Source organism: Streptomyces sp. NPDC026417 (assembly GCF_055567695.1).
The window spans coordinates 122,762-145,356 of the sequence record NZ_JBVHPY010000013.1 but is presented as its reverse complement, the minus strand read 5'-3'; the positions used below and the strand labels follow the sequence as shown (position 1 = coordinate 145,356).

Sequence of the window (22,595 nt, the reverse complement as noted above, 5' to 3'; positions counted from 1 at the left end):
ACCTCGGCGCCACCTGCACCGGGGGTCGTCGAGGAGGCCGCAGGTCGGCCGGCCGAGCGCCGACTCGGCCGGAGGGGTTCCTCGTCGGCCGTCCTAGAGGCGGGTCGCCCAGACATAGCGGTGCTCGGGGCGGCCCGCATCGCCGTACCTGAGGGTCAGCCTGGCGCGCCCCGTGCGTTCCAGGAGCTTCAGATAGCGCTGGGCGGTCTGGCGGCTGAGTCCGGTCTCCTCCGCGATCTCCTGAGCGGACAGGGGGCCTTCGGCGTTCACCAGGGCACGGCGTACGAGTTCGGCGGTGGACGGCGAGTGCCCCTTGGGCAGATCGGGCTCGGAGCCGGTCGAAAGGGCGCCGAAGATCCGGTCGACCTCGGCCTGTTCGGCCTCGCCGCCGCCGTCGAGGGTGCGGCGCAGATCCGCGTACGCCTCCAGCTTGGCGCGCAGCCCCGCGAAGGCGAACGGCTTGACCAGGTACTGCAGCGCCCCCTGCCGCATCGCTGCCTGCACGGTCGCGACGTCCCGGGCCGCCGTCACCATGATGACGTCGGTCTGGAGGCCGCGCCGCCGCATCTCCTGGACGACCGCGAGCCCGGTCTCGTCCGGGAGGTAGTGGTCCATGAGGACCAGATCCAGCCGCGGCAGCGTCTCCAGGCGGTGCAGCGCCTCCGCGGCGGTGTGCGCCTCGCCCGCGACACGGAAGCCGGCCACCTTCTGCACGTAGGCGGCGTTGACCCGCGCGACGCGGATGTCGTCGTCCACCACCAGGACCTCGATCATCGCGACTCCTCCTCGGCGGTCAGGGGGGCGGCCTCGTGAGAGGGGCCCGGCACGATCGGCCCGTCGTGGTCCGGAATCGACGCGGAGCCCGGTTCCGGCTCGTGAACCCACGGCAGGACCGGCCCCGGTTCCGGACCCGACGGGCCGGACCGTCCGGGTCCCGGCGCCGTGCGGGGCTCGGTGAGCGCCTCCGGCAGTACGACGGTGAACTCCGCGCCCCCTCCGGCGGCCTCCGCCACCTCCGCGCTGCCGCCCTGCCTCTCGGCCAGCCGGCGCACCAGGGGCAGACCGATGCCGCGCTTGCCGTGTGCCGGGGGCTTCTTCGTGGACCATCCGTCAGTGAAGATCAACTGCCGCCGTTCGGCCGGGATCCCGGGTCCGGTGTCCCGCACGCGCAGCACGGCCGTACGGCCCTCGGTGCGCAGTTCGACCTCCACGCGCGCGTGGGGCGTGCCCGCCACGGCGTCCAGGGCGTTGTCGACGAGATTCCCCACGACGGTGACCAGCCCCCGGGGATCGATCAACCGGTCCGGCAGCAGCGTCCGGTCCGAGATCCACAGCGCCACCCCGCGTTCGGCGGCGACGGTGGCCTTGCCCACCAGCAGAGCGGCGAGCAGTGGATCGTGGATCTTCTCGGTGACCTGTTCGGCCGTCGCCCGGTGATCGCCGACCACTTCGCCGACGAATTCCACGGCGTCGTCGTACATCTCCAGTTCGAGCAGTCCCAGGAGGGTGTGCATGCGATTGGCGTGTTCGTGGTCCTGGGCGCGCAGCGCGTCGATGAGGCCGCGCGTCGAGTCCAGTTCGCGGCCCAGCTGCTCCAGCTCGGTGCGGTCGCGCAGGGTCGCCACCGCGCCCCCGTCGTCGGTGGGCATCCGGTTGGCGACGAGGACGCGCTGGCCCCGGACGGTCAGGAGATCGGTGCCGGTGACCCGTCCGGCCAGGACGTCGGTGGTCCGGCCCGGCCCGAGCGTGTCGTCGAGCGGCTGTCCGATGGCCTCCGCGCCGAGCCCGAGCAGGCGCTGGGCCTCGTCGTTCAGGAGCCGCACCCGGCCGCCGCGGTCCAGGGCGACGACGCCCTCCCGGATGCCGTGCAGCATGGCCTCGCGCTCGGCGAGCAGCGCCGAGATGTCCGAGAAGGCCAGGTCCCGTGTCTGTCGCTGCACTCTGCGGGAGATCAGATATGCGGCCAGCGCGCCGACGGCCATGGCCCCGCCGGCGTACGCGAAGAGGCCGGGGATCGCGTGGATCAGCCGGGCGCGCACGCTGTCGTACTCGATGCCGACGGAGACGGCGCCGACGATGTCGCCTGCGGCGTCGCGCAGCGGCACCTTGCCGCGGGCCGAGCGGCCGAGGGTGCCGGTGTCGATCTGCATGACGTCCTCGCCGGCCAGGGCCTGCCGGGGGTCGGTCGAGACGACGCCGCCGATCTGCGTCGGGTCGGTGTGCGACCAGCGCACGCCCCGCATGTCCATCACGACGACGTACTCGGCTCCGCTGGCCTTCCGGATGCGTTCCGCCTCGCGCTGGACGGGACCGTCGACCGAGGGGCGCGTCGACCGCAGATCCTCGGCGATCTGCGGCTGGGCCGCCGTGGTCTGCGCGATCGCCAGCGCCCGCCGCATCGCCTGGTCGTCCAACTGCTCGCCGAGCGGGGCGAGGAAGAGCCCGGTCGCGAGCACGGCGACTCCGGCGGCGATCGCCACCTGCATCAGCAGCACCTGCGAGAACATCCGCCGCGGCAGACCGAGGCGAAGGCGTCGCGCGGGGGGAGTGGAGCTCATGCCTACGACGGTACGGGGGCGGAAGGGGGAGGCCGTAGGGGGTGTGGCGGGGATCTCGTGGGAGGACCTGGCGGCGGCTTGAACCTCCGGTTCCGGTCACACGGTGTGAGCAGCGGCTCCGGGCCTCGCCACGCGGCCTTTCGGAGTGACTTCATCGTTGAACGGCCTCGCGAGCTGTAGGCTGCCCCCACCTGCTGCGGAATCAGCCCTACGCAGGCGCGTAGGGCTGCGAATCCCCACCGGGACCAGCGGTCCCTTCATGAGCATCCGTGGGCCCACTCATGAGCTTCACTGGACGCAGGAGAGGCCATCCGTGCTTCTGCCGCTCCGACTCCGGCACGGAGAACACCGCGAGCACGCAGCGTCCGGGGCGCACGCGCAGGCCCGTCCTTCGAACGACTTAGGAACGGACTTGAAGATCGTGCGTCGAGTCGGCGCCTCGCCCCGGGAGCGCGGCAGCGCGACGGGCCAGACGTGCCCCGACATCTTCGAACTGAGCGACGGGAACTTCGCCGTCATCGGCACCGAAGCCACCAGCGCCCTTGACCATGAACTGCCACCCGACGCCGCTCGCGCGGACTATGAACGGATCGTCGTGATCACTCGCGAAACCTTGGTGCGGGCGAAGGCCGACATCCCGGACGCCTGACTCCGATGCCGACACGAGCCCGGCACCCGGAGTTCCGGGCGCCGGGCGAAGCAGTCACGCCGCCGCAGGAACCCGCTGAGGCGCCGGCTCGCCGACGTACCGGGCAGCCGGCCTGATGATCTTCGAGTCCTCCGCCTGTTCGAGGATGTTGGCGCTCCAGCCGACCACGCGGGCGGCAGCGAAGGTCGGCGTGAACATCTCCCGGGGCAGCCCGCACAGCTCCATGACGACGCCCGCGTAGAACTCCACGTTCGTGTGCAGTTCCCGGCCCGGCTTGAGTTCGGCCAGGATCGCCTCGACCTGGCGCTCGACCTCGACCGCGAATTCGACCAGGGGCCCGCCGAAGCCCCGGGCGATGTCCCGGAGCATGCGGGAACGGGGATCCTCCGTCCGGTAGACGGGGTGGCCGAAGCCCATGATGCGATCGCCGGCGAGGACGCGTTCACGGATCCAGGAGTCGATGCGGTCCGGCGTACCGATGGCGTCGAGGGTGTCCAGCGCGCGGCTGGGCGCGCCGCCGTGCAGGGGTCCGGAGAGCGCGCCCACCGCACCGACCAGGCAGGCCGCGACGTCGGCTCCCGTCGACGCGATCACCCGAGCGGTGAAGGTCGACGCATTGAATCCGTGGTCGATGGTGGAGATGAGGTACTGCTCTACGGCCCGGGCGCGCGTGTCGTCCGGCTCCGAACCCGTGAGCATGTAGAGGTAGTTCGCCGCGTACGAGAGGTCTTCGCGCGGCTCCACGGGATCGAGTCCCCGGCCCAGGCGGTACAGCGCCGTGAGCAGGGTCGGGACGGCCGCGGAAGCCGCGAGGGCGTCCGCGCGCCGCTGTTCGGCACCGATGTCGTACACCGGCCGGAACCCCAGGGACGCCCCGAGCAGTGACAGGGCGGTGCGCATGCCGGCGAGGGCCCCGCTGCCCGCGCTGGCCGCGGCGATGGCGGGCAGCGCCACGCGCACCTCGTCCGGCAGGCGTCGCAGCGCCGCCGTGCTCGCGGTGAAGGCGGCCCGCGTTGCCGGATCGGGCAGCGCACCGTGCACCAGCAGATGCCAGACGTCCTCGAAGCGGCGGGTCTGCGCCAGCTCGACGGCCGAGTACTGGCGGTAGTGGTAGAAGCCCTCCAGCCCCCGGACGTCCCCGAGCGAGGTGTCGGTGACGACGACACCCGCAAGACCTCGCGGGACCTCGACAGGGCTGGAGGCCGCAGCAGTGGCCCGGTTGTTCGACATGATTCCTCCCTGGACTTGATTCGACTGTCCATGCTTGACTCTATCCGTGTCAATATTGATCGAATCAATGTAAATCAATGCCGTCGAGATGCGGATACGGTGACGCCATGAGGGATCAGGAGCCGTCGGCACACATGCCCGGCGACGCGGGGCAGCGGCTCAGCACCAGGGAGACCGCCGCGCTGCTCGGCGTGAAGCCCGAGACCGTGTACGCCTACGTGAGCCGGGGTCAGCTCAGCAGCCGGCGTGAGCCCGGGGGCCGCGGAAGCACGTTCGACGTCAGGGAGGTCGAGGCGCTCGCCCGCCGCAACAGGAGGGAGGCGGGCGGGAGTTCGAGCACGGCAGGCGAGTTCTCCGTCCGCACCCGCATCACCCTGATCGAGTCGGACCGGTACTACTTCCGGGGCGTCGACGCGACCGAACTCGCCGCGCGGCACTCCTACGAAGAGATCGCCGAGTGGCTGTGGACGGGGCAATTGCGCCCCGGCGTCACCTTCACCGCCCCGGGGAGCTCCGTCGTCCCGGCACGCCGCGCCGTCGACGCGCTGCCCGAACACAGCAGCCCCACCGACCGGTTGCGGGTCGCGGCGATCGCCGCCGCGGCCGCGGATCCCCTGCGCTTCGACCTCTCCGAAGGCGCGGTTCTGGGCACCGCGCGCGCCCTCATCCCGACCCTCGTCGCCGCGCTGGCGCCGCTGCGTCACGACCATCGCGACCAAGGGCCACTGGCCCGGCGGCTGTGGGCGCGCCTCACCGAACGCGCCCCCGACGAGGCGTCATTGCACGTCCTCGACACGGCGCTCGGGCTGCTCGTGGACCATGACCTCGCCGCCTCGACCCTTGCCGTGCGCGTCGCCGCTTCGGCACGGGCCCATGCCTACGCCGCCGTCTCCGCGGGCTTGGGCGTTCTCGAAGGGCCTCTGCACGGGGCGGCCAGCGGGCTCGCGCACCGGCTGCTCCTGGAGGTGCTGGACCGGGGCACCGCCGTCCCGGTGATCGCCGACGAGTTGCGCGCCGGGCGCCGCATCCCGGGGCTCGGCCACCGGCTGTACCCGGGTGAGGACCCACGCGCCCGTGCCCTGTTCGCTCTCCTGGAGGAGGTGCCGCACGCCGCTCCGGCCCTCGCCGCCGCCCGGGACATCACGCTCACCGCCGCCCGGCACACGCCCCTGCACGCCAACGTCGACCTTGCCCTGGCCGTCCTGACAGTCGCCTCCGGCATGCCGTCCACCGCGGGCGAGACCGTTTTCGCCGTCGCTCGCACGGCCGGCTGGATCGCGCACATCCTGGAGGAGTACGAGGAGCGACCGCTGCGCATGCGGCCGAGCGGGCACTACGTGGGTGCGCGACCGCCCCAGCCGCTGCCCGGCGCGTGAGCGCACGGCGCCTACGGAGGCACGGGCGTACATCCCACGCCCTTTGTGCGCCGGGTAGGAATGCGTGCGCCGGGTATGACGTCTATGCGCTCCTTTTCGCGCCGCCCGAAGCCATTCGAAGGAAGTCAGGTTAGGCTCACCTCTGTGAGTACGTGCACCACCGCGTCCCGGGAGCTCGACGAGCCCCTCGCGGGCACCGCGGCCACCGCGAAGACCTGGCTGCTGCTGGAGCAGCCGGGACCCTGGGGTGCCAAGGCGCTCACCTCGAGCCACCTGGACCCCGCGCTCGGCCGTGCGCTCGAAGCAGCGGCCGACGGCACCGGCGTACGCATCGCGCTCATCCGCCGTCCCGGCCGCCACGCCGACTGCGGCACGCCTGCCGAGCGCCAGGTGTACGCGGCTCACACGGTCCCCGGGAAAACGTGGCTGCACGAAGCCTCGGTGTCGGATCCGGAACGCCTGCTCGACCTCGACTTCACCGCGCTCGGCAGGGGAGAGCACCACACCTTCGACTCCGCTCTGCGGGGCGGCCCGCACACCGCCGGTCCGCTCGCGCTCGTCTGCACCAACGGCAAGCGCGACCGCTGCTGTGCCGTCCTCGGCCGCCCGCTCGCCGCAGAGCTCGCCGCGTCGGGGGTCGACGGCGCCTGGGAGGTCACCCATCTCGGCGGCCACCGCTTCTCGCCGACGCTGCTCGTCCTGCCGTTCGGATACGCGTACGGACGGGCCGGAGCCCACCACGTCAAGGAGGTCCTCCAGGGCGTACGGGAAGGACGCGTCGTCACCGAAGGGTGCCGGGGCAGTTCCGCATGGGAGCGCCCGGCCCAGGCGGCCGAGCTGGCGGTGCGCGGAGCGACCGGTGAACACGCCGCGGACGCCCTGACCGTCATCCGGACGGACGGAGCCGCACCGCGCTGGGAGGTGACCGTCGCCCACGTCGACGGACGTCTGTGGCGGGTCGTCATCGCCATGGGCGCGTCCGAGCCGCCCCGTCAGGAGAGCTGCGGTTCGGCCCTCGGGTCCCCGGCCCGCATGGACGTCGTGACCGTGCGCGAACTGCAGCGGACGGATCTGCCCGTCCTGCACTGATCCCGCCGGCTCCGCTTGCGGCGCGGCCGGTTCGGCGGTCCGTCCGGAGTCCGGCGTTCGGCTCGGGGCCGACGGGCGCTCGGCTGTCGCGCTCCCGTGGAGCTGTCGCCGGTGGCGGGTCACTCCTCCGGCGGTTGTCCGATGACCCACCAGACGTCGAGGTCTCCGTCGTCCTGTTCCTCGACCTGGACCAGGTCGTCCATGTTCTGGACCAACTCGTCCATCATCTTTCCGAGTTCGGCCTCCTTGGAGGAGCTGGGCAGGCTCTCCCGGTGGTGACGCGTCGCCGCCCAGTACTCGCGGAAGATGTGATTGCGGCACATCACCCTCAGGTGCCCGTACAACTCGGGCAGGTTGAGCGCTCCGATGCGGTGGAAATACAGGGCGTTGACGTAGAGGGCGTTCGCAAACAGGTACTGGCGCTGCTTCTCGGCGGGAATGGCGTTCTCGTAGGTGTCCAGGACAGCGGCGAGGGCCGGATCCGCCATGGCCTTGCACAGCAGGTCGAAGTGGAGCCGGTGCTGCTCGGCGAGGACGGCGCGCCTGCGCTGCCGTGAGCTTCGCTCCGCGACGGCATGCGCGGCGAACGCAAGCTTCGTCCTGGTGGCGGAACCAAGCCTCCGTATCCCGGAACTCTGTGTGGCCATGTCAACCCCCGAATCAGGCGACCGTCCGCCGGTCGTCGGGTGTGGGGCGACAGGGAGCGGACCGGCGAGCGATGGGCGGCGCTTGCCGTCTCCCAGTTTTGCCGAGCGGCTCTGATCGGCAGGGAGGCGGAGAGGAGGCGCACGGAGGGATGTGCGGGTTGCGTTTCCCGGCGCCATGCCCAACGTGTGCCCCGCGAGCGCTGCTAACAATCGTTCACTTCGCGGCGATTCCTCCCACTCGTATCCTGGATCGGCATTCGTTTCGCGCACACAAGCCGGTCCACGAGCCGGTGCACGCTCAGGTTCAGAGAGGGCGCATGTTGAGTCAGTCGAGTGGGTCGAGCCCGCAGATCCCGGTCGTCGTGCTCGCCGGCTTCCTGGGTTCCGGCAAGACCACCTTGCTCAACCATCTGCTGCACCACAGCGGAGGCAGCCGTATCGGCGCGATCGTCAACGACTTCGGGGCGATCGAGATCGACGCCATGGCCGTGGCCGGAGCGCTGGGCGACTCCACCGTCGCCCTCGGGAAGGGATGTCTCTGCTGCGCCGTCGACTCCAGCGAGCTCGACGACTATCTGGAGCGGCTCGCCCGGCCCTCGGCCGGTATCGACGTCATCGTCATCGAGGCGAGTGGGCTCGCCGAACCGCAGGAGCTCGTGCGGATGGTGCTGGCCAGCGAGAATCCGCGGGTGGTCTACGGCGGGCTCGTCGAGGTCGTCGACGCCGCCGAGTTCGATGCCACCCGCGCCCGGCACCCCGAGATCGAGCGGCACCTCGCCCTCGCCGACCTCGTCGTCGTGAACAAGCTCGACCGGGCCGGGGTGCGGCAGCAGGCCGGACCGCCCTCCGACGGCAGCGGCGGCGCCGGCAGTGGCGGCAAGGGCGACGGCAGGCGTCCTGACACCGGGAGCCCGCACGGCGACAATCCTCTCGCCGACACGTACGGCGCGAGCAGCCACGACGACAGGACCCGCCTCCGCGAGGCCAACGACATCCCCGAAGGCGTCTCCGACCCCGTCGAGCGCGTCCTCCGGGTCGTCCGGGACCTGGCCGGCTCCGCCGCCGTCGTCCCGGCCGCCTTCGGCCGCATCGATCCCGAGTTCCTCTTCGACTGCCGGCCGACCGAGGAGCGCATCGGGCAGCTGTCGTTCGACGATCTCCACGAGGACGGGCACGGAGAGGGGGAGGGCGACCACCACGGAGGTCATCTGCACTCCGCCTACGAGTCGCTGTCCTTCACCTCCGAGGTCCCGCTCGGGCCCCGCCGTCTGATGGACTTCCTCGACAGCAGGCCCGAGGGGCTGTACCGGATCAAGGGGTACGTGGACTTCGGCGCCGCCGATCCGCACAACCGGTACGCGGTACACGCCGTGGGGCGGTTCCTGCGCTTCTACCCGGAGTCCTGGTCCGGCGCCGGGGAGCGGCTGACCCAGCTCGTGCTCATCGGGTCCGGCATCGACACCCGCGCCCTCGGCAAGGAACTGGAGGCATGCAAGGAGGACGCCCCGCACGCCGACGAGCACAGCATGTGGGGCGTCCTCCGCTACGTACAGGAGCGCGGTCCCGAGGAGTGACCCGGAGCCGCACCGGTCGGGGCTACACCGGTCCGGCCACCACCGCCACCGTCTTCGCCAGGGACACGCCCGAGCCGTCGCGGCGCGGGTCCATCTCGGGCAGCTCGGCCGGCATGCCGGTCTTCTGCGCCGCACGTGCGGGCGCGGGTCCGGCCCAGGCCAGCGACAGGCAGTCCTCGCCCTTCAGGAAGCGCTGGCAGCGCACGCCGCCCGTGGCGCGGCCCTTGCGCGGATACTGGTCGAAGGGGGTCAGCTTGGCGGTCGTCTGGACCGAGTCGTCCAGGGTGCCGCGCGAGCCCGCCACCGTGAAGACGACCGCGTCCGCCGCCGGGTCGACCGCCGTGAACGAGATCACCTTGGCGCCGTCGGTGAGCTTGATGCCCGTCATGCCACCCGCGGGTCGGCCCTGCGGGCGGACGTGGGCGGCCTGATAGCGCAGCAGTTGGGCGTCGTCCGTGATGAAGACCAGGTCCTCGTCACCGGTGCGCAGCTCGACGGCGCCGACGATGCGGTCGCCCTCCTTGAGCGTGATGACCTCCAGTTCGCCCTTGTTCGACGGGTAGTCGGGGACCACGCGCTTGACGACGCCCTGCGCCGTGCCGATCGCGAGGCCCGGCGACGACTCGTCGAGCGTCATCAGGCAGACCACCGTCTCGTCCGACTCCAGGGACGGCAGGAACTCCGAGATGGGCGCGCCTCCGGAGAGGTTGGGCGCCGAGGCCGAGTCCGGCAGCTGCGGGAGGTCGATGACGTTCAGGCGGAGCAGGCGGCCGGAGGAGGTGACCGCGCCGATCTCGCCGCGGGCCGTCGCCGGGACCGCGGACACGATCACGTCGTGCTTGGTCCGCCTGCCGTCCGCGTCCTCCCCGAAGGGGTCGCTGTTCGCCGTGCGGGCGAGCAGACCCGTGGAGGACAGCAGGACCCGGCAGGGATCGTCCGCGACCTGGAGCGGAACCGTGGCGGCGGGGGAGCCGGCGGACGCCAGCAGCACCGTGCGCCGGTCGGTGCCGAACTTCTTGGCCACCGTGGCCAGTTCGCCGGAGACCAGCTTGCGCAGCTCGGCGTCCGATTCCAGGATGCCGGTCAGTTCGTCGATCTCGCCGTTGAGCCGATCGCGCTCGGTCTCCAGCTCGATGCGGTCGAACTTGGTGAGCCGTCGCAGCGGGGTGTCCAGGATGTACTGCGTCTGGATGTCGCTGAGCGAGAACCGCCCGATCAGGCGCTCCTTGGCCTGGGCGGAGTTGTCGCTGGAGCGGATCAGCCGGATGACCTCGTCGATGTCGATCAGGGCGATCAGCAGTCCGTCGACGAGGTGCAGGCGGTCGCGCTTCTTGGTGCGGCGGAACTCGCTGCGGCGGCGTACGACGTCGAAGCGGTGGTCGAGGTAGACCTCTAGCAGTTCCTTGAGGCCCAGGGTGAGGGGCTGGCCGTCGACCAGCGCCACGTTGTTGATGCCGAAGGACTCCTCCATCGGCGTCAGCTTGTAGAGCTGTTCGAGGACGGCCTCGGGCACGAAGCCGTTCTTGATCTCGATGACCAGGCGCAGGCCGTGCGCACGGTCGGTGAGGTCCTTGACGTCGGCGATGCCCTGCAGCTTCTTCGCGCCGACCAGGTCCTTGATCTTGGCGATCACCTTCTCCGGGCCCACGGTGAAGGGGAGTTCGGTGACGACGAGGCCCTTGCGGCGCGCGGTCACGTTCTCCACGGCCACCGTGGCGCGGATCTTGAAGGTGCCGCGGCCCGTCTCGTACGCGTCCCGGATGCCGGAGAGGCCGACGATGCGTCCGCCGGTGGGCAGGTCGGGGCCCGGGACGTGCTTCATCAGCGTGTCCAGGTCGGCGCCCGGGTGGCGGATCAGGTGGCGGGCGGCCGCGATGACCTCGCCGAGGTTGTGCGGCGGCATGTTGGTCGCCATGCCGACGGCGATGCCCGAGGCGCCGTTGACCAGGAGGTTCGGGTAGGCCGCCGGGAGGACGCCCGGCTCCTGCTCCTGCCCGTCGTAGTTCGGGGCGAAATCGACGGTGTTCTCGTCGATCGACTCCGTCATCAGGGACGTCGCGTCGGCCATCCGGCACTCGGTGTACCGCATGGCGGCGGGCGGGTCGTCGTTGCCCAGGGAGCCGAAGTTGCCGTGGCCGTCGACCAGGGGGAGCCGCATGGAGAAGGGCTGCGCCAGCCGCACCAGCGCGTCGTAGATCGACGCGTCGCCGTGCGGGTGGAGCTTACCCATGACCTCGCCGACGACGCGGGCGCACTTCACGTACCCGCGGTCGGGGCGCAGGCCCATCTCGTTCATCTGGTAGACGATGCGGCGGTGCACGGGCTTGAGGCCGTCACGCGCGTCCGGCAGGGCCCGGGAGTAGATGACCGAGTACGCGTACTCGAGGAAGGAGCCCTGCATCTCGTCGACGACGTCGATGTCGAGGATCCTCTCCTCGAAGTCGTCGGGCGGCGGGGTCTTCGTGCTGCGGCGGGCCATCGCTGCTGCGGCTCCTTCACCAACATGAACGGGATCTGACGCGCACCATTGTGGACCGCCCCACCGACAACGCGGACCACGACCCGTCCTTAACCGTTCCCGGCCGGACCCGCGGCCCGCTCCCGGAGGGCCCTGCGAGCCCGCCTCCGGGCCCCCGCCCGACCGCCGGCGAGCCGTCCGCGGGCCGCGTCAGCAGGGACCCGGCGCCCGCTTCGGCAGCGACCCGCCGACCGCTTCGGAGGCAAGCCGCCGCCTCCCCGGAAGCGGCCGGTCGGCCGCCAGGGAAGCGACGGTCCGCCCTCGGAGGCGCCCCGTCCCTCCCTCGCAGGCGACCCGCCCGCCCCTCGCGAGGTCAGGCCCCCTTCGCGCGGCGCACCCGGCCCGTCCGCGTCGCACAGCAGTCCGGCCGCCGGACACGGAAGTCTCGCTGTGGGCGTAGGAGGTGCGGGAACTTCGCCAGGCGTCTGCGCGCTTGCATACAGTGGCAGGACCGACTGGAATTCCGCAGTTTCGCCATCGAAGGGACGTACATGCCCATGGGTCACACGGCCACAGCTGAGGCAGGCTCCGGCGGCCTGACAGCGACCGAGCACCGCCTGGCCAACGGCCTGCGCGTGGTGCTCTCCGAGGACCACCTGACCCCGGTCGCGGCGGTGTGCCTCTGGTACGACGTCGGCTCGCGCCACGAGGTCAAGGGACGTACCGGCCTCGCCCACCTCTTCGAGCACCTGATGTTCCAGGGCTCGGGCCAGGTGAAGGGCAACGGCCACTTCGAGCTCGTACAGGGCGCGGGCGGCTCGCTGAACGGCACGACGAGCTTCGAGCGCACCAACTACTTCGAGACCATGCCCGCCCACCAGCTGGAGCTCGCCCTCTGGCTGGAGGCCGACCGCATGGGCTCGCTCCTCGCGGCGCTCGACGAGGAGTCCATGGAGAACCAGCGGGACGTCGTCAAGAACGAACGCCGGCAGCGCTACGACAACGTGCCCTACGGCACCGCCTTCGAGAAGCTGACCGCCCTCGCCTACCCGGAGGGCCACCCGTACCACCACACCCCGATCGGGTCGATGGCGGACCTGGACGCGGCCACCCTGGAGGACGCCCGCGCGTTCTTCCGCACCTACTACGCGCCCAACAACGCCGTCCTGTCGGTCGTCGGGGACATCGACCCGGAGCAGACCCTCGTCTGGATCGAGAAGTACTTCGGATCCATCGCCGGGCACGACGGGAAGCCCGCCCCGCGTGACGGCTCCCTGCCGGACGTCATCGGCGAGCAACTGCGCGAGGTCGTCGAGGAGGAGGTCCCGGCCCGCGCGCTGATGGCCGCCTACCGGCTCCCGGAGGACGGCACACGCGCGTGCGACGCGGCCGACCTGGCGCTCACCGTCCTCGGCGGGGGCGAGTCGTCCCGCCTGTACAACCGGCTCGTGCGCCGCGACCGCACCGCCGTGGCGGCCGGGTTCGGCCTGCTGCGACTCGCCGGGGCACCGTCCCTGGGCTGGCTCGACGTGAAGACGTCGGGCGACGTCGAGGTCCCGGTCATCGAGGCCGCCGTCGACGAGGAGCTCGCCCGGTTCGCCGAGGAGGGCCCCACCACCGAGGAGATGGAGCGCGCCCAGGCCCAGTTGGAGCGCGAGTGGCTGGACCGGCTGAGCACCGTCGCCGGCCGCGCGGACGAACTGTGCCGGTACGCCGTCCTGTTCGGCGACCCGCAGCTGGCCCTGACCGCCGTGCAGCGGGTCCTGGCCGTCACCCCCGAGGAGGTGCAGGAGGTCGCCAAGGCCCGGCTGCGCCCCGACAACCGCGCGGTGCTCGTCTACGAGCCCGTCGCCGCCGAAGAGGCGCAGGCTGCCGAAGCCACCGACGAGGACGAGGAGTCGGCCAAGTGACCGAGCTCGCGACCATGGAGTTCCACCCCCAGCCGCAGGCCGGCGAGGCCCGGCCCTGGGCGTTCCCGGCACCCGAGCGCGGCACGCTCGACAACGGCCTGACGGTGCTGCGCTGCCACCGCCCCGGCCAGCAGGTGGTGGCTGTCGAGGTGCTCGTCGACGCGCCCCTGGAGGCCGAGCCCGCGGGCCTCGATGGTGTCGCCACGATCATGTCCCGCGCCTTCTCCGAGGGCACGGACAAGCACTCGGCCGAGGAGTTCGCCGCCGAGCTGGAGCGCTGCGGCGCCACCCTCGACTCGCACGCCGACCACCCGGGCGTGCGCGTCTCGCTCGAAGTCCCGGTCTCCCGGCTGCCGAAGGCGCTCGGCCTGCTCGCCGACGCGCTGCGGGCACCGGCCTTCGCGGACAGCGAGATCGAGCGCCTGGTGCGCAACCGGCTGGACGAGATCCCGCACGAGACCGCCAACCCGGCCCGCCGTGCCGCCAAGGAGCTCTCCAAGGAGCTGTTCCCGGCCGACTCGCGCATGTCGCGCCCGCGCCAGGGCACCGAGGCGACGGTCCAGAAGATCGACGCGGCGGCCGTACGCGCCTTCTACGAGAAGCACGTCCGCCCCGCGACCGGCACCGCCGTGGTGGTCGGCGACCTCACCGACCTCGACCTGGACGCGCTGCTCGCCGACACGCTCGGCACCTGGACCGGCTCGACCGCCGAGCCGCGCCCGGTGCCGCCGGTGACCGCCGACGACACGGGCCGGGTCGTCGTCGTGGACCGCCCCGGAGCCGTCCAGACGCAGCTGCTCATCGGACGCGTCGGAGCCGACCGGCACGACCGCGTGTGGCCCGCCCAGGTGCTCGGCACCTACTGCCTCGGCGGCACCCTCACCTCGCGTCTGGACCGCGTCCTGCGCGAGGAGAAGGGATACACCTACGGGGTGCGGTCGTTCGGCCAGGTGCTGCGCTCGGCTCCGGACGGCTCGGGCGCCGCGATGCTCGCCATCAGCGGATCGGTCGACACGCCCAACACCGGCCCGGCTCTCGACGACCTCTGGAAGGTGCTGCGCACCCTCGCCGCGGAGGGGCTGACGGACGCCGAGCGCGACGTCGCCGTGCAGAACCTGGTGGGGGTCGCCCCGCTCAAGTTCGAGACGGCGGCCGCGGTCGCGAGCACCCTCGCGGACCAGGTCGAGCAGCATCTGCCGGACGACTACCAGGCGACGCTGTATCAGCAGCTCGCCGCGACCGGCACCGTGGAGGCCACGGCGGCCGTCGTGAACGCCTTCCCGGTCGACCGTCTGGTGACCGTCCTGGTCGGCGACGCCGCGCAGATCGCCGAGCCCGTGCGGGCCCTCGGGATCGGTGAAGTGAGCGTCGTACGGGCCGAGTAGAGCCGCGTGGACGCAGGGACCCCGGTGACCGATGAGTCGCCGGGGTCCCTGCGTTTGCCCGCCGTCCATCGGGGATTCCGCGCGCGCTTACCCGAGTTCGTCCGCGTTATGTCCGTATTGCTAGGAGGCGGCCCTTCTGCCCTGTGGCGTGCACTACAAAAACCCCGATCCGTTTGTCGATCGAAAGACGCCCCCCTTAGCGTCAATCCGGCTGTTCGTCAGGCAGTGCGCCGCGCCCGCGGCACCGGGCAGTCATCGCCGAGTCCCCGTACGGCGCGAGCCAGGGGAGCCGGGGACCCATCGCAGTCCCTGGGGTGAATCGGGCGCCCTTCCCGCAAGGGGGCCCGTAGGAGACCTTCCTGCTCCGAACCCGTCAGCTAACCCGGTAGGCGAGAGGGAAGGAAAGGAACAGCCCCTACATGGCGTTCACCCGTGCCACCGGGAAGCATCGTCGTCCCAGCCGGATCACGCGCACGACCAAGAGTGCGGCAGGCGTGGCGGCGCTCACCACCACCGGTGTCATCGGAACCCTGGCCGCCCCCGCGTTCGCAGCGGAGGCCTCGGTCCAGCAGACCGGATTCACCCAGGCCGTCACCATCGGCGACACGGTCGCCGAGCAGATCGACGCGCAGGCCGCCGCCCAGCAGCACGCCGCCGAAGAGGCGGCGGCGCTGAAGAAGGCCGAGGAGGCCGCGAGGAAGCGGGCCGTGGCCGAGGCCAAGAAGGAGCGCGAGGCGAAGGTCCGTGCCGCCCGCGCCGCCGAGCGCAAGCGCCTCAACACGTTCGTCTCGCCGATCTCCGGCTCCTACGTCTCCACCGGCTACAAGACCGGCGGCAGCCTCTGGTCCTCCGGCAGCCACACCGGCGTGGACTTCCACGCCGCCTCCGGCACCGTGGTCCACGCCGTCGGTTCCGGCACCGTCGTGACGACCGGCTGGGGCGGCGCCTACGGCAACCAGGTCGTCATCAAGATGCTCGACGGGACGTACACCATGTACGGCCACCTGTCGTCCATCAGCGTCACCCAGGGGCAGACCGTCACGCCGGGCCAGCAGATAGCCCTCTCCGGTTCCACCGGCAACACCACCGGGCCCCACCTCCACTTCGAGGCCCGTACGACGGCCGAGTACGGCTCGGACATCGACCCCGTCTCCTACCTCCGCTCGCACGGCGTCAGCCTCTGACCCGCGTACGACTTCCGAAGACCCCGGCTCGACGAGCCGGGGTCTTCGTCGTTTCGAACGGGCGTCTGTCCAAAAAATATCCCTGGATTCCGGTCCGCCATCGGAAATTCCGTCCCGCTGCAATAGAGTCACTGAACAGGTGTCAATCGACCGCGTTTCGCGAGGATTAAGGCGGAGGTCCGCTCATGCGCATTCCGGCGCACTCGGTGTGCACGGCGATCCGTGATGACATCGTCGCGGGTGTCTACGAGCGCGGCAGCCGACTGACCGAGGAACTCCTCGCCCGCCGCTACGGCGTCTCGCGGGTCCCCGTGCGGGAGGCCCTGCGCACCCTGGAGGCCGAGGGGTTCGTCGTCACCCGGCGGCACGCGGGCGCGTGCGTGGCGGAGCCCACCGAGCAGGAGGCCACGGACCTCCTGGAGATGCGGATGCTGCTGGAGCCCCTGGGGGCCGCGCGGGCCGCGCAGCGGCGCACCGAGGCCCACCTCAAGGTGCTGCGGGGCCTGGTCAGGCTGGGCCAGGAGCGGGCCAGGAGGGGGCACAGCGAGGATCTGCGCTCACTGGGGGGCTGGTTCCACGAGACGCTCGCGCAGGCCTCCGGGAGCCCGGCGCTGACCTCGACGCTGGCCCAGCTGCGGCACAAGATCGCCTGGATGTACGCGGTCGAGGCACCCGCCGACCCCGCGGACTCGTGGGCCGAGCACGGCGGCATCGTGGACGCCGTCGCACGCGGGGACAGTGAACGGGCGCGCGCGATCACCGCGCTGCACACCGAGCGCGCCGGCTCCGCGCACCGCTTCCGCTTTCCCGGTGGGGGAGACCTGGCGGACCGCCGCGACCGTGTGAGGACTTCGCAACATCCCGTAAACATGTCGAGCCTGCGGCATTAACACGAACGCCGTATACAAAGAGGGATATCCGGCGGAGGTCTATTTCCGCTGCCGCTTTTCTCGCGCGCCCGGAATTCCTGGGCGTGCCTTTTTCGTATGCCCGTGACGAGGTGTGCGGGCGGCGTACGGGAAATGCCCCCGAGGCGCGGAGCGAGGCGCAAAACGGCGGAGCCGCGTCGACCGGTCGGGGTCGACGCGGCTCCGCCGCACGCGAGGTGTCCGAAGGCGTCAGACGGTCTCGGGAAGCTCGTCGAGGCCCTCGGCGACCAGCTTGGCCAGACGGTCGAGGGCCGCGTCCGCGCCCTCCGCGTCGGAGGCGAGGACGATCTCCTCGCCGCCCTGGGCGCCCAGGCCGAGGACCGCGAGCATCGACGCGGCGTTGACGGGGTTGCCGTCGGCCTTGGCGATCGTCACGGGGACGCCGGAGGCCGTGGCCGCCCGGACGAAGATGGAGGCGGGGCGGGCGTGGAGGCCCTCGGCCCAGCCGACGTTGACGCGGCGCTCAGCCATGTGATGCTGCCCTTCGAGTGTTTCAGGGTTGTCTAGACCAGTGTCCCATACGGTGGAGCGTGCCCGGGGCGGACCGTGGGCCGGACCCGGGCGGACTCCGCCACCAGGTTGTCCCCGAAGCAGCCGCCGGACATGCCCTCGGGGGGTGTCGAGCCCCCCCAGCCTGCCCCGCGACGTTGTCCGACGCGAGCCGTACGCTGGGGCCCATGCAGACCTCGTCGGACCGGCACGAGTACCCCGCCCACTGGGAGGCCGACGTGGTGCTGCGCGACGGCGGCACCGCGCGCATCCGGCCCATCACCGTCGACGACGCCGAGCGGCTGGTCAGCTTCTACGAGCAGGTTTCGGACGAGTCGAAGTACTACCGCTTCTTCGCGCCCTACCCGCGGCTCTCCGCCAAGGACGTCCGCCGCTTCACCCACCACGACTTCGTGGACCGGGTCGGCCTCGCGGCCACAGTGGGCGGCGAGTTCATCGCCACCGTGCGCTACGACCGCATCACCCCCGACGGCCTGCCCGCCAACTCCCACCCGGCGCCCGCGGGCGACGGGCGGGACGCGCCCCCGCCGTCCGTCGCCGACGAGGCCGAGGTCGCGTTCCTCGTGCAGGACGCCCACCAGGGGCGCGGGGTCGCCTCGGCCCTGCTCGAACACATCGCCGCGGTGGCCCGGGAGCGCGGCATCCGCCGTTTCGCCGCCGAGGTGCTGCCGGCCAACAGCAAGATGATCAAGGTGTTCACCGACGCCGGCTACCGGCAGAAGCGGAGCTTCGAGGACGGCGTCGTCCGGCTGGAGTTCGGCCTGGAGCCCACGGACCGCTCGCGCGCCGTGCAGTGGGCCCGGGAGCAGCGGGCCGAAGCCCGGTCCGTGCAGCGGCTGCTCGCCCCCGGCTCGGTGGCCGTCATCGGCGCGGGCCGCACACCCGGCGGAGTGGGCCGCAGCGTCCTCGACAACCTCCGCGACGCCGGTTACACGGGCCGCCTGTACGCCGTGAACAGGGCGCTCGACGAGAAGGAGCTGGCCGGGGTCCCGGCCCACCGCTCCGTCCGCGACATCGCCGAGCCCGTCGACCTCGCGGTCGTCGCCGTCCCCGCGGACGACGTGCCCGAGGTCGTCGCCGAGTGCGGCGAGCACGGCGTACAGGGACTCGTCGTCGTCTCCGCGGGCTACGCCGAGAGCGGCCACGAAGGCCGCGAACGCCAGCGCGAGCTGGTCCGCCAGGCGCGTACGTACGGCATGCGGATCATCGGACCCAATGCCTTCGGGGTCATCAACACCTCGCCCGAGGTGCGGCTCAACGCCTCGCTCGCGCCGGAGATGCCGCGCGCCGGACGGATCGGCCTGTTCGCCCAGTCCGGAGCGATCGGCATCGCGCTGCTGTCCCGGCTGCACCGGCGCGGCGGCGGCGTCACGGGTGTCACCGGCGTGTCGACCTTCGTCTCGTCCGGCAACCGCGCGGACGTCTCCGGCAACGACGTGCTCCAGTACTGGTACGACGACCCGGACACCGACGTCGCCCTGATGTACCTCGAATCCATCGGCAACCCGCGCAAGTTCACCCGGCTCGCCCGGCGGACCGCGGCGGCGAAGCCGCTCGTCGTGGTCCAGGGCGCGCGGCACGGCGGAGCGGCCCCCCAGGGGCATGCGGTACGGGCCACCCGGCTGCCGCACGCGACCGTCTCCGCGCTGCTGCGCCAGGCCGGCGTGATCCGCGTGGACACGATCACCGAGCTCGTCGACGCGGGACTCCTGCTGGCCCGCCAGCCGCTCCCGCTCGGCCCCCGGGTGGCGATCCTCGGGAACTCGGAGTCGCTCGGGCTCCTCACCTACGACGCGTGCCTCGCCCAGGGGCTCCGCCCGCTGCCGCCGCAGGACCTGACGACCGCGGCCTCGGCGGACGACTTCCACGACGCGCTGGCCCGCGCGCTGGCCGACGACTCCTGCGACGCCGTGGTGGTGACCGCCATTCCGGCGGTGGGGGAGACGTCGGCGGCCGACGAGGCCCTCGCGGAGGCACTGCGCTCCGCCGCCTCGGCGGCTCCGGCCAAGCCGGTGCTCGTCGTCCACGTCGAGCTGGGCGGACTCGCGGAGGCGCTGTCCGCCGCGGCGAGCACCGCCCCCCAGGCCGCCCCCCAGGGCACGGCCGAGCCCGCTGCCTCCCAGGGCCCCGCCCAGGCCGCTGCCTCCCAGGGCACGGCCGAGCCCGCTGCCTCCCAGGGCACCGCCCAGGCCGCTCCCTCCCAGGGCACCGCCCGGGCGGCCGGCGGATCAGGGCCGCCCGCCGCGCCCTCCGCCCAGGCCGGGCACGGCGAGACCGCGCGCCCGGCCGAGCGCGGGGCCGGCGCGGATGCCGTCGGCCCGAGTCCCCGGCTCATCCCGGCCTACCCCGCCGCCGAGCGGGCCGTCCGCGCCCTCGCCGAAGCCGTGAAATACGCGCAGTGGCGCCGCGACGCCGCCGAGCCCGGCAAGGTGCCCGAGTACGACGACATCGACGAGAAGGGGGCGGCCGAGCTGATCGACCGGCTGCTCGCCGACAGCGAGGGGCTCACGCTCGGCGCTGACGACACCTGCGCGCTGCTCGGGCGGTACGGGATCACGGTCCGCAGGGCGCTGCCGGCCCCCACGCCCGACGACGCGTCCGAGGCGGCCCGCACCCTCGGCTACCCGGTGGCCCTCAAGACCACCGCCCCGCACCTGCGCCACCGCGCCGACCTGGGCGGCGTCCGGCTGGACCTGGCGGACGAGGAGCAACTGCGCCGGGCGTACACCGAGTTGACGGAGTTGTTCGGCACGCCGGAGGAGCTGCGGCCGGTCGTCCAGGCCATGGCGCCCCGCGGAGTCGACACGGTCGTCCGGGCCGTCATCGACCCGGCGGCCGGAGCCGTCCTGTCCTTCGGGCTCGCCGGGGCCGCCTCCCAGCTGCTCGGTGACACGGCGCACCGGCTGATCCCGGTCACCGATCGGGAGGCGACCTCGCTGGTGCGGTCCATCCGGACGGCGCCGCTCCTGTTCGGCTGGCGCGGCTCGGACCCGGTCGACACCGCCGCCCTCGAAGAGCTGATGCTGCGCCTGTCGCGGCTGGTCGACGACCACCCGGAGGTCGTCGCGGTCTCCCTGGAGCCGGTGGTCGTCGCACCGCGCGGACTGAGCGTCCTGGGCGCCACCGTCCGGCTCGCCCGGCCGCCCGCCCGGGACGACCTCGGCCCGCGCACACTCCCCGTCGTCTGAGCGCGCCCCGCCGCCGCTCACGCGGCCCCGCGCCGGACCGACACCCGCGAGCGGTGCCTCGCAGCCGGTGCACCCCCGTAGGATGGACGTCATGGCCAAGACCAGTACGACGACCCAGGGGCTGCGAGCGGCGATCGAGCGCAGCGGCTACTACCCGGCTCTCGTGGCCGAGGCGGTGGAAGCCGCCGTCGGCGGCGACGCCGTCAGGTCGTTCCTGGTCCACCAGGAGACGACCTTCGACGCGAACGAGGTCCGCCGGCACGTCACGGTGCTGGTCCTCACCGCCAACCGCTTCATCGTGAGCCACACCGACGAGCAGGCGGCCGACACCACCTCGCCGACCCCGTACGCCACGACGTCGACGGAGTCCGTGAAGCTCAGCCGGATCTCGTCGGTCGTGGTCAGCCGCGTCGTCGCGAATCCGGAGTCCTACGCACCGGGCACGCTGCCCCGCGAGGTCGTCCTGACCATCGGCTGGGGCGCGGTCTCCCGGATCGACCTGGAACCGGCGGCCTGCGGCGACCCCAACTGCGAGGCCGACCACGGCTACACGGGCAGCTCCACGGCGGACGACCTCAGCCTGCGCGTCAGCGAGGCCGGGGACGGCCCGGAGACGGTGCGCCAGGCCCTCGCCTTCGCGCAGTCCCTCTCCGAGGCGACCGCGGACATCACGCGCTGATGGCTCTGCCCGCCTGGGACCACCCGGAACCGCTCGCCCTCGACTCGGCGCCCGTCCCCGAGTACGGCTCCGGTTCGCTGGCCGACCTGCTGCCCACGCTCGCCGCGGGCATGGAGGTCCCCGGTGCGACCGCCGCCATACCGGAGCTGGCGCCGGCCGACCGCAACTGCGTCTTCCTGATCGACGGCCTCGGCTGGGAGCAGCTCAAGGCGCACCCGGACGAGGCCCCCTTCATGACGTCGCTGCTGGCGTCCTCCCGGGGAAACACGGGCCGTCCGATCACCGCCGGCTACCCGGCCACCACCGCGACCTCGCTCGCCTCGGTCGGCACGGGCCTGCCGCCCGGCGCACACGGTCTGCCCGGCTACACCGTGCGCAACCCGGACACCGGCGCGCTCATGAACCAGCTCCGCTGGAACCCGTGGACGGAGCCGGGCGTCTGGCAGCCGTACCCCACGGTCTTCCAGCTGGCGGACGCGGCGGGCGTGCACACGGCCCAGGTCTCCTCGCCCGGCTTCCAGAACACACCGCTGACCAGGGTCGCGCTCAGCGGCGGCACGTTCCACGGCCGGCTGACCGGCGAGGAGCGCATGGACTTCGCGGCCGAGCAACTGGCCGCGGGCGACCGCTCCCTGGTCTACACGTACTACGCCGAGGTCGACGGCAAGGGCCACCGCTTCGGCATCGACTCCGACCCCTGGCGCGGCCAGCTGATGTACGTCGACCGGCTGGTCCAGCGCCTCGCGGAACAGCTCCCGCCGCGCACGGCCCTGTACGTCACCGCGGACCACGGCATGATCGACATCCCCTTCGACGAGCAGCACCGCATCGACTTCGACGAGGACTGGGAGCTGAGCGCCGGGGTCGCCCTGCTGGGCGGCGAGGGCCGCGCCCGCCACGTCTACGCGGTGCGGGGCGCCGAGGCGGACGTCCTGACCTGCTGGCGCGAGGTGCTCGGCGAGCAGTTCTGGGTGGCCTCCCGCGACGAGGCCATCGCGGCGGGCTGGTTCGGCCCGCACATCGACGAGCGGGTGTACGGGCGGATCGGCGACGTGGTCGCGGCGGCCCGGGACGACGTCCTGCTCATCGCCTCCGAGCGCGAGCCGAAGGAGTCGGCCATGGTCGGCAACCACGGTTCGATGACCCCCGTCGAACAACTGGTCCCGCTCCTCCAAGTACGCTCCTGAGTCGTCCGCCGATCCCCGCCCCCGTACCCCCGCCCTTCCGCC

17 protein-coding genes and 1 riboswitch are annotated in these 22,595 nt (G+C 72.3%); of the genes, 11 read left to right on the top strand and 6 right to left on the bottom strand.

Annotated features, from left to right (window positions below):
- Positions 1–93 precede the first annotated feature (93 nt).
- Positions 94–774, bottom strand: a complete 681-nt coding sequence (locus tag ACZ4NT_RS21500; protein ID WP_467726951.1) for a response regulator — start codon at positions 772–774, stop codon at positions 94–96.
- Positions 771–2,558 (bottom strand): sensor histidine kinase, encoded by a 1,788-nt coding sequence (locus tag ACZ4NT_RS21495; RefSeq protein ID WP_121406536.1) that lies wholly within the window; start codon positions 2,556–2,558, stop codon positions 771–773. Before ACZ4NT_RS21495 ends, ACZ4NT_RS21500 begins: the two co-directional genes overlap by 4 nt.
- 412 nt (positions 2,559–2,970) lie before the next feature.
- Here ACZ4NT_RS21495 and ACZ4NT_RS21490 point away from each other — a divergent pair, with 412 nt between their 5' ends.
- A complete protein-coding gene (locus tag ACZ4NT_RS21490; RefSeq protein WP_121406537.1) occupies positions 2,971–3,207 on the top strand; it encodes a hypothetical protein in 237 nt (78 codons plus the stop codon).
- A gap of 54 nt (positions 3,208–3,261) precedes the next feature.
- On the opposite strand, the gene ACZ4NT_RS21485 is transcribed toward ACZ4NT_RS21490, so the two are convergent.
- Positions 3,262–4,437: a citrate synthase/methylcitrate synthase gene (locus ACZ4NT_RS21485; RefSeq protein ID WP_121406538.1), complete on the bottom strand. Its 1,176-nt coding sequence runs from the start codon at positions 4,435–4,437 to the stop codon at positions 3,262–3,264.
- Between the two features lie 107 nt (positions 4,438–4,544).
- Between ACZ4NT_RS21485 and ACZ4NT_RS21480 the strand changes: the two genes are divergently transcribed.
- Complete coding sequence (locus ACZ4NT_RS21480) at positions 4,545–5,813, top strand: citrate/2-methylcitrate synthase (RefSeq protein ID WP_467726949.1); 1,269 nt, start codon at positions 4,545–4,547, stop codon at positions 5,811–5,813.
- A gap of 144 nt (positions 5,814–5,957) precedes the next feature.
- Positions 5,958–6,902, top strand: coding sequence for a sucrase ferredoxin (locus ACZ4NT_RS21475; RefSeq protein ID WP_467726947.1), 945 nt, complete (start codon positions 5,958–5,960; stop codon positions 6,900–6,902).
- A gap of 119 nt (positions 6,903–7,021) precedes the next feature.
- On the opposite strand, the gene ACZ4NT_RS21470 is transcribed toward ACZ4NT_RS21475, so the two are convergent.
- Entirely contained in the window at positions 7,022–7,549 is a 528-nt protein-coding gene (locus tag ACZ4NT_RS21470; protein WP_467726945.1) for a DUF6082 family protein, read from the bottom strand.
- Between the two features lie 317 nt (positions 7,550–7,866).
- Here ACZ4NT_RS21470 and ACZ4NT_RS21465 point away from each other — a divergent pair, with 317 nt between their 5' ends.
- Complete coding sequence (locus ACZ4NT_RS21465; protein WP_467726943.1) at positions 7,867–9,123, top strand: CobW family GTP-binding protein; 1,257 nt, start codon at positions 7,867–7,869, stop codon at positions 9,121–9,123.
- 22 nt (positions 9,124–9,145) lie between these two features.
- Here ACZ4NT_RS21465 and ACZ4NT_RS21460 read toward each other — a convergent pair whose 3' ends face one another.
- Positions 9,146–11,602, bottom strand: coding sequence for a DNA topoisomerase IV subunit A (locus ACZ4NT_RS21460; protein WP_121406542.1), 2,457 nt, complete (start codon positions 11,600–11,602; stop codon positions 9,146–9,148).
- Between the two features lie 530 nt (positions 11,603–12,132).
- On the opposite strand from ACZ4NT_RS21460, the gene ACZ4NT_RS21455 reads away from it, so the two are divergent.
- The 4 genes from ACZ4NT_RS21455 (at position 12,133) to ACZ4NT_RS21440 (ending at position 16,950) form a co-directional block, all read left to right on the top strand.
- A complete protein-coding gene (locus tag ACZ4NT_RS21455) occupies positions 12,133–13,491 on the top strand; it encodes a M16 family metallopeptidase (protein ID WP_121406543.1) in 1,359 nt (452 codons plus the stop codon).
- Entirely contained in the window at positions 13,488–14,876 is a 1,389-nt protein-coding gene (locus ACZ4NT_RS21450; RefSeq protein ID WP_121406544.1) for a M16 family metallopeptidase, read from the top strand. Before ACZ4NT_RS21455 ends, ACZ4NT_RS21450 begins: the two co-directional genes overlap by 4 nt.
- A gap of 246 nt (positions 14,877–15,122) precedes the next feature.
- A riboswitch (cyclic di-AMP (ydaO/yuaA leader) is annotated at positions 15,123–15,283 on the top strand.
- A gap of 12 nt (positions 15,284–15,295) precedes the next feature.
- Positions 15,296–16,060 carry a M23 family metallopeptidase gene (locus tag ACZ4NT_RS21445; RefSeq protein ID WP_467726940.1) on the top strand — a complete coding sequence of 255 codons (765 nt, stop codon included), beginning with the start codon at positions 15,296–15,298 and terminating at the stop codon, positions 16,058–16,060.
- A 185-nt stretch (positions 16,061–16,245) separates the two neighbouring features.
- Positions 16,246–16,950, top strand: coding sequence for a GntR family transcriptional regulator (locus ACZ4NT_RS21440; protein ID WP_121406546.1), 705 nt, complete (start codon positions 16,246–16,248; stop codon positions 16,948–16,950).
- A gap of 228 nt (positions 16,951–17,178) precedes the next feature.
- Here the strand turns inward: ACZ4NT_RS21440 and ACZ4NT_RS21435 are convergent, their stop codons facing one another.
- The gene (locus tag ACZ4NT_RS21435) at positions 17,179–17,460 is read right to left on the bottom strand and encodes an HPr family phosphocarrier protein (protein ID WP_121406547.1); all 282 of its coding nucleotides are present in this window, start codon (positions 17,458–17,460) and stop codon (positions 17,179–17,181) included.
- Positions 17,461–17,666: 206 nt separating this feature from the next.
- Here ACZ4NT_RS21435 and ACZ4NT_RS21430 point away from each other — a divergent pair, with 206 nt between their 5' ends.
- The 3 genes from ACZ4NT_RS21430 (at position 17,667) to ACZ4NT_RS21420 (ending at position 22,553) form a co-directional block, all read left to right on the top strand.
- On the top strand, positions 17,667–20,687 hold the full coding sequence (locus ACZ4NT_RS21430; protein ID WP_467726938.1) for a bifunctional acetate--CoA ligase family protein/GNAT family N-acetyltransferase: 3,021 nt from the start codon (positions 17,667–17,669) through the stop codon (positions 20,685–20,687).
- A 91-nt stretch (positions 20,688–20,778) separates the two neighbouring features.
- On the top strand, positions 20,779–21,366 hold the full coding sequence (locus tag ACZ4NT_RS21425; RefSeq protein ID WP_183117051.1) for a DUF5998 family protein: 588 nt from the start codon (positions 20,779–20,781) through the stop codon (positions 21,364–21,366).
- Positions 21,366–22,553 (top strand): alkaline phosphatase family protein, encoded by a 1,188-nt coding sequence (locus ACZ4NT_RS21420; protein WP_121406550.1) that lies wholly within the window; start codon positions 21,366–21,368, stop codon positions 22,551–22,553. The genes ACZ4NT_RS21425 and ACZ4NT_RS21420 overlap by 1 nt, the downstream gene beginning before the upstream one ends.
- Positions 22,554–22,595: the final 42 nt, after the last annotated feature.

Bases quoted from the DNA above. Each gene is read 5' to 3' on its own strand.
- ACZ4NT_RS21500 (WP_467726951.1), bottom strand. From the start codon at position 774: ATGATCGAGGTCCTGGTGGTGGACGACGACATCCGCGTCGCGCGGGTC.
- ACZ4NT_RS21495 (WP_121406536.1), bottom strand. From the start codon at position 2,558: ATGAGCTCCACTCCCCCCGCGCGACGCCTTCGCCTCGGTCTGCCGCGG.
- ACZ4NT_RS21485 (WP_121406538.1), bottom strand. From the start codon at position 4,437: ATGTCGAACAACCGGGCCACTGCTGCGGCCTCCAGCCCTGTCGAGGTC.
- ACZ4NT_RS21480 (WP_467726949.1), top strand. From the start codon at position 4,545: ATGAGGGATCAGGAGCCGTCGGCACACATGCCCGGCGACGCGGGGCAG.
- ACZ4NT_RS21470 (WP_467726945.1), bottom strand. From the start codon at position 7,549: ATGGCCACACAGAGTTCCGGGATACGGAGGCTTGGTTCCGCCACCAGG.
- ACZ4NT_RS21465 (WP_467726943.1), top strand. From the start codon at position 7,867: ATGTTGAGTCAGTCGAGTGGGTCGAGCCCGCAGATCCCGGTCGTCGTG.
- ACZ4NT_RS21460 (WP_121406542.1), bottom strand. From the start codon at position 11,602: ATGGCCCGCCGCAGCACGAAGACCCCGCCGCCCGACGACTTCGAGGAG.
- ACZ4NT_RS21455 (WP_121406543.1), top strand. From the start codon at position 12,133: ATGCCCATGGGTCACACGGCCACAGCTGAGGCAGGCTCCGGCGGCCTG.
- ACZ4NT_RS21445 (WP_467726940.1), top strand. From the start codon at position 15,296: ATGGCGTTCACCCGTGCCACCGGGAAGCATCGTCGTCCCAGCCGGATC.
- ACZ4NT_RS21440 (WP_121406546.1), top strand. From the start codon at position 16,246: ATGCGCATTCCGGCGCACTCGGTGTGCACGGCGATCCGTGATGACATC.
- ACZ4NT_RS21435 (WP_121406547.1), bottom strand. From the start codon at position 17,460: ATGGCTGAGCGCCGCGTCAACGTCGGCTGGGCCGAGGGCCTCCACGCC.
- ACZ4NT_RS21430 (WP_467726938.1), top strand. From the start codon at position 17,667: ATGCAGACCTCGTCGGACCGGCACGAGTACCCCGCCCACTGGGAGGCC.
- ACZ4NT_RS21425 (WP_183117051.1), top strand. From the start codon at position 20,779: ATGGCCAAGACCAGTACGACGACCCAGGGGCTGCGAGCGGCGATCGAG.
- ACZ4NT_RS21420 (WP_121406550.1), top strand. From the start codon at position 21,366: ATGGCTCTGCCCGCCTGGGACCACCCGGAACCGCTCGCCCTCGACTCG.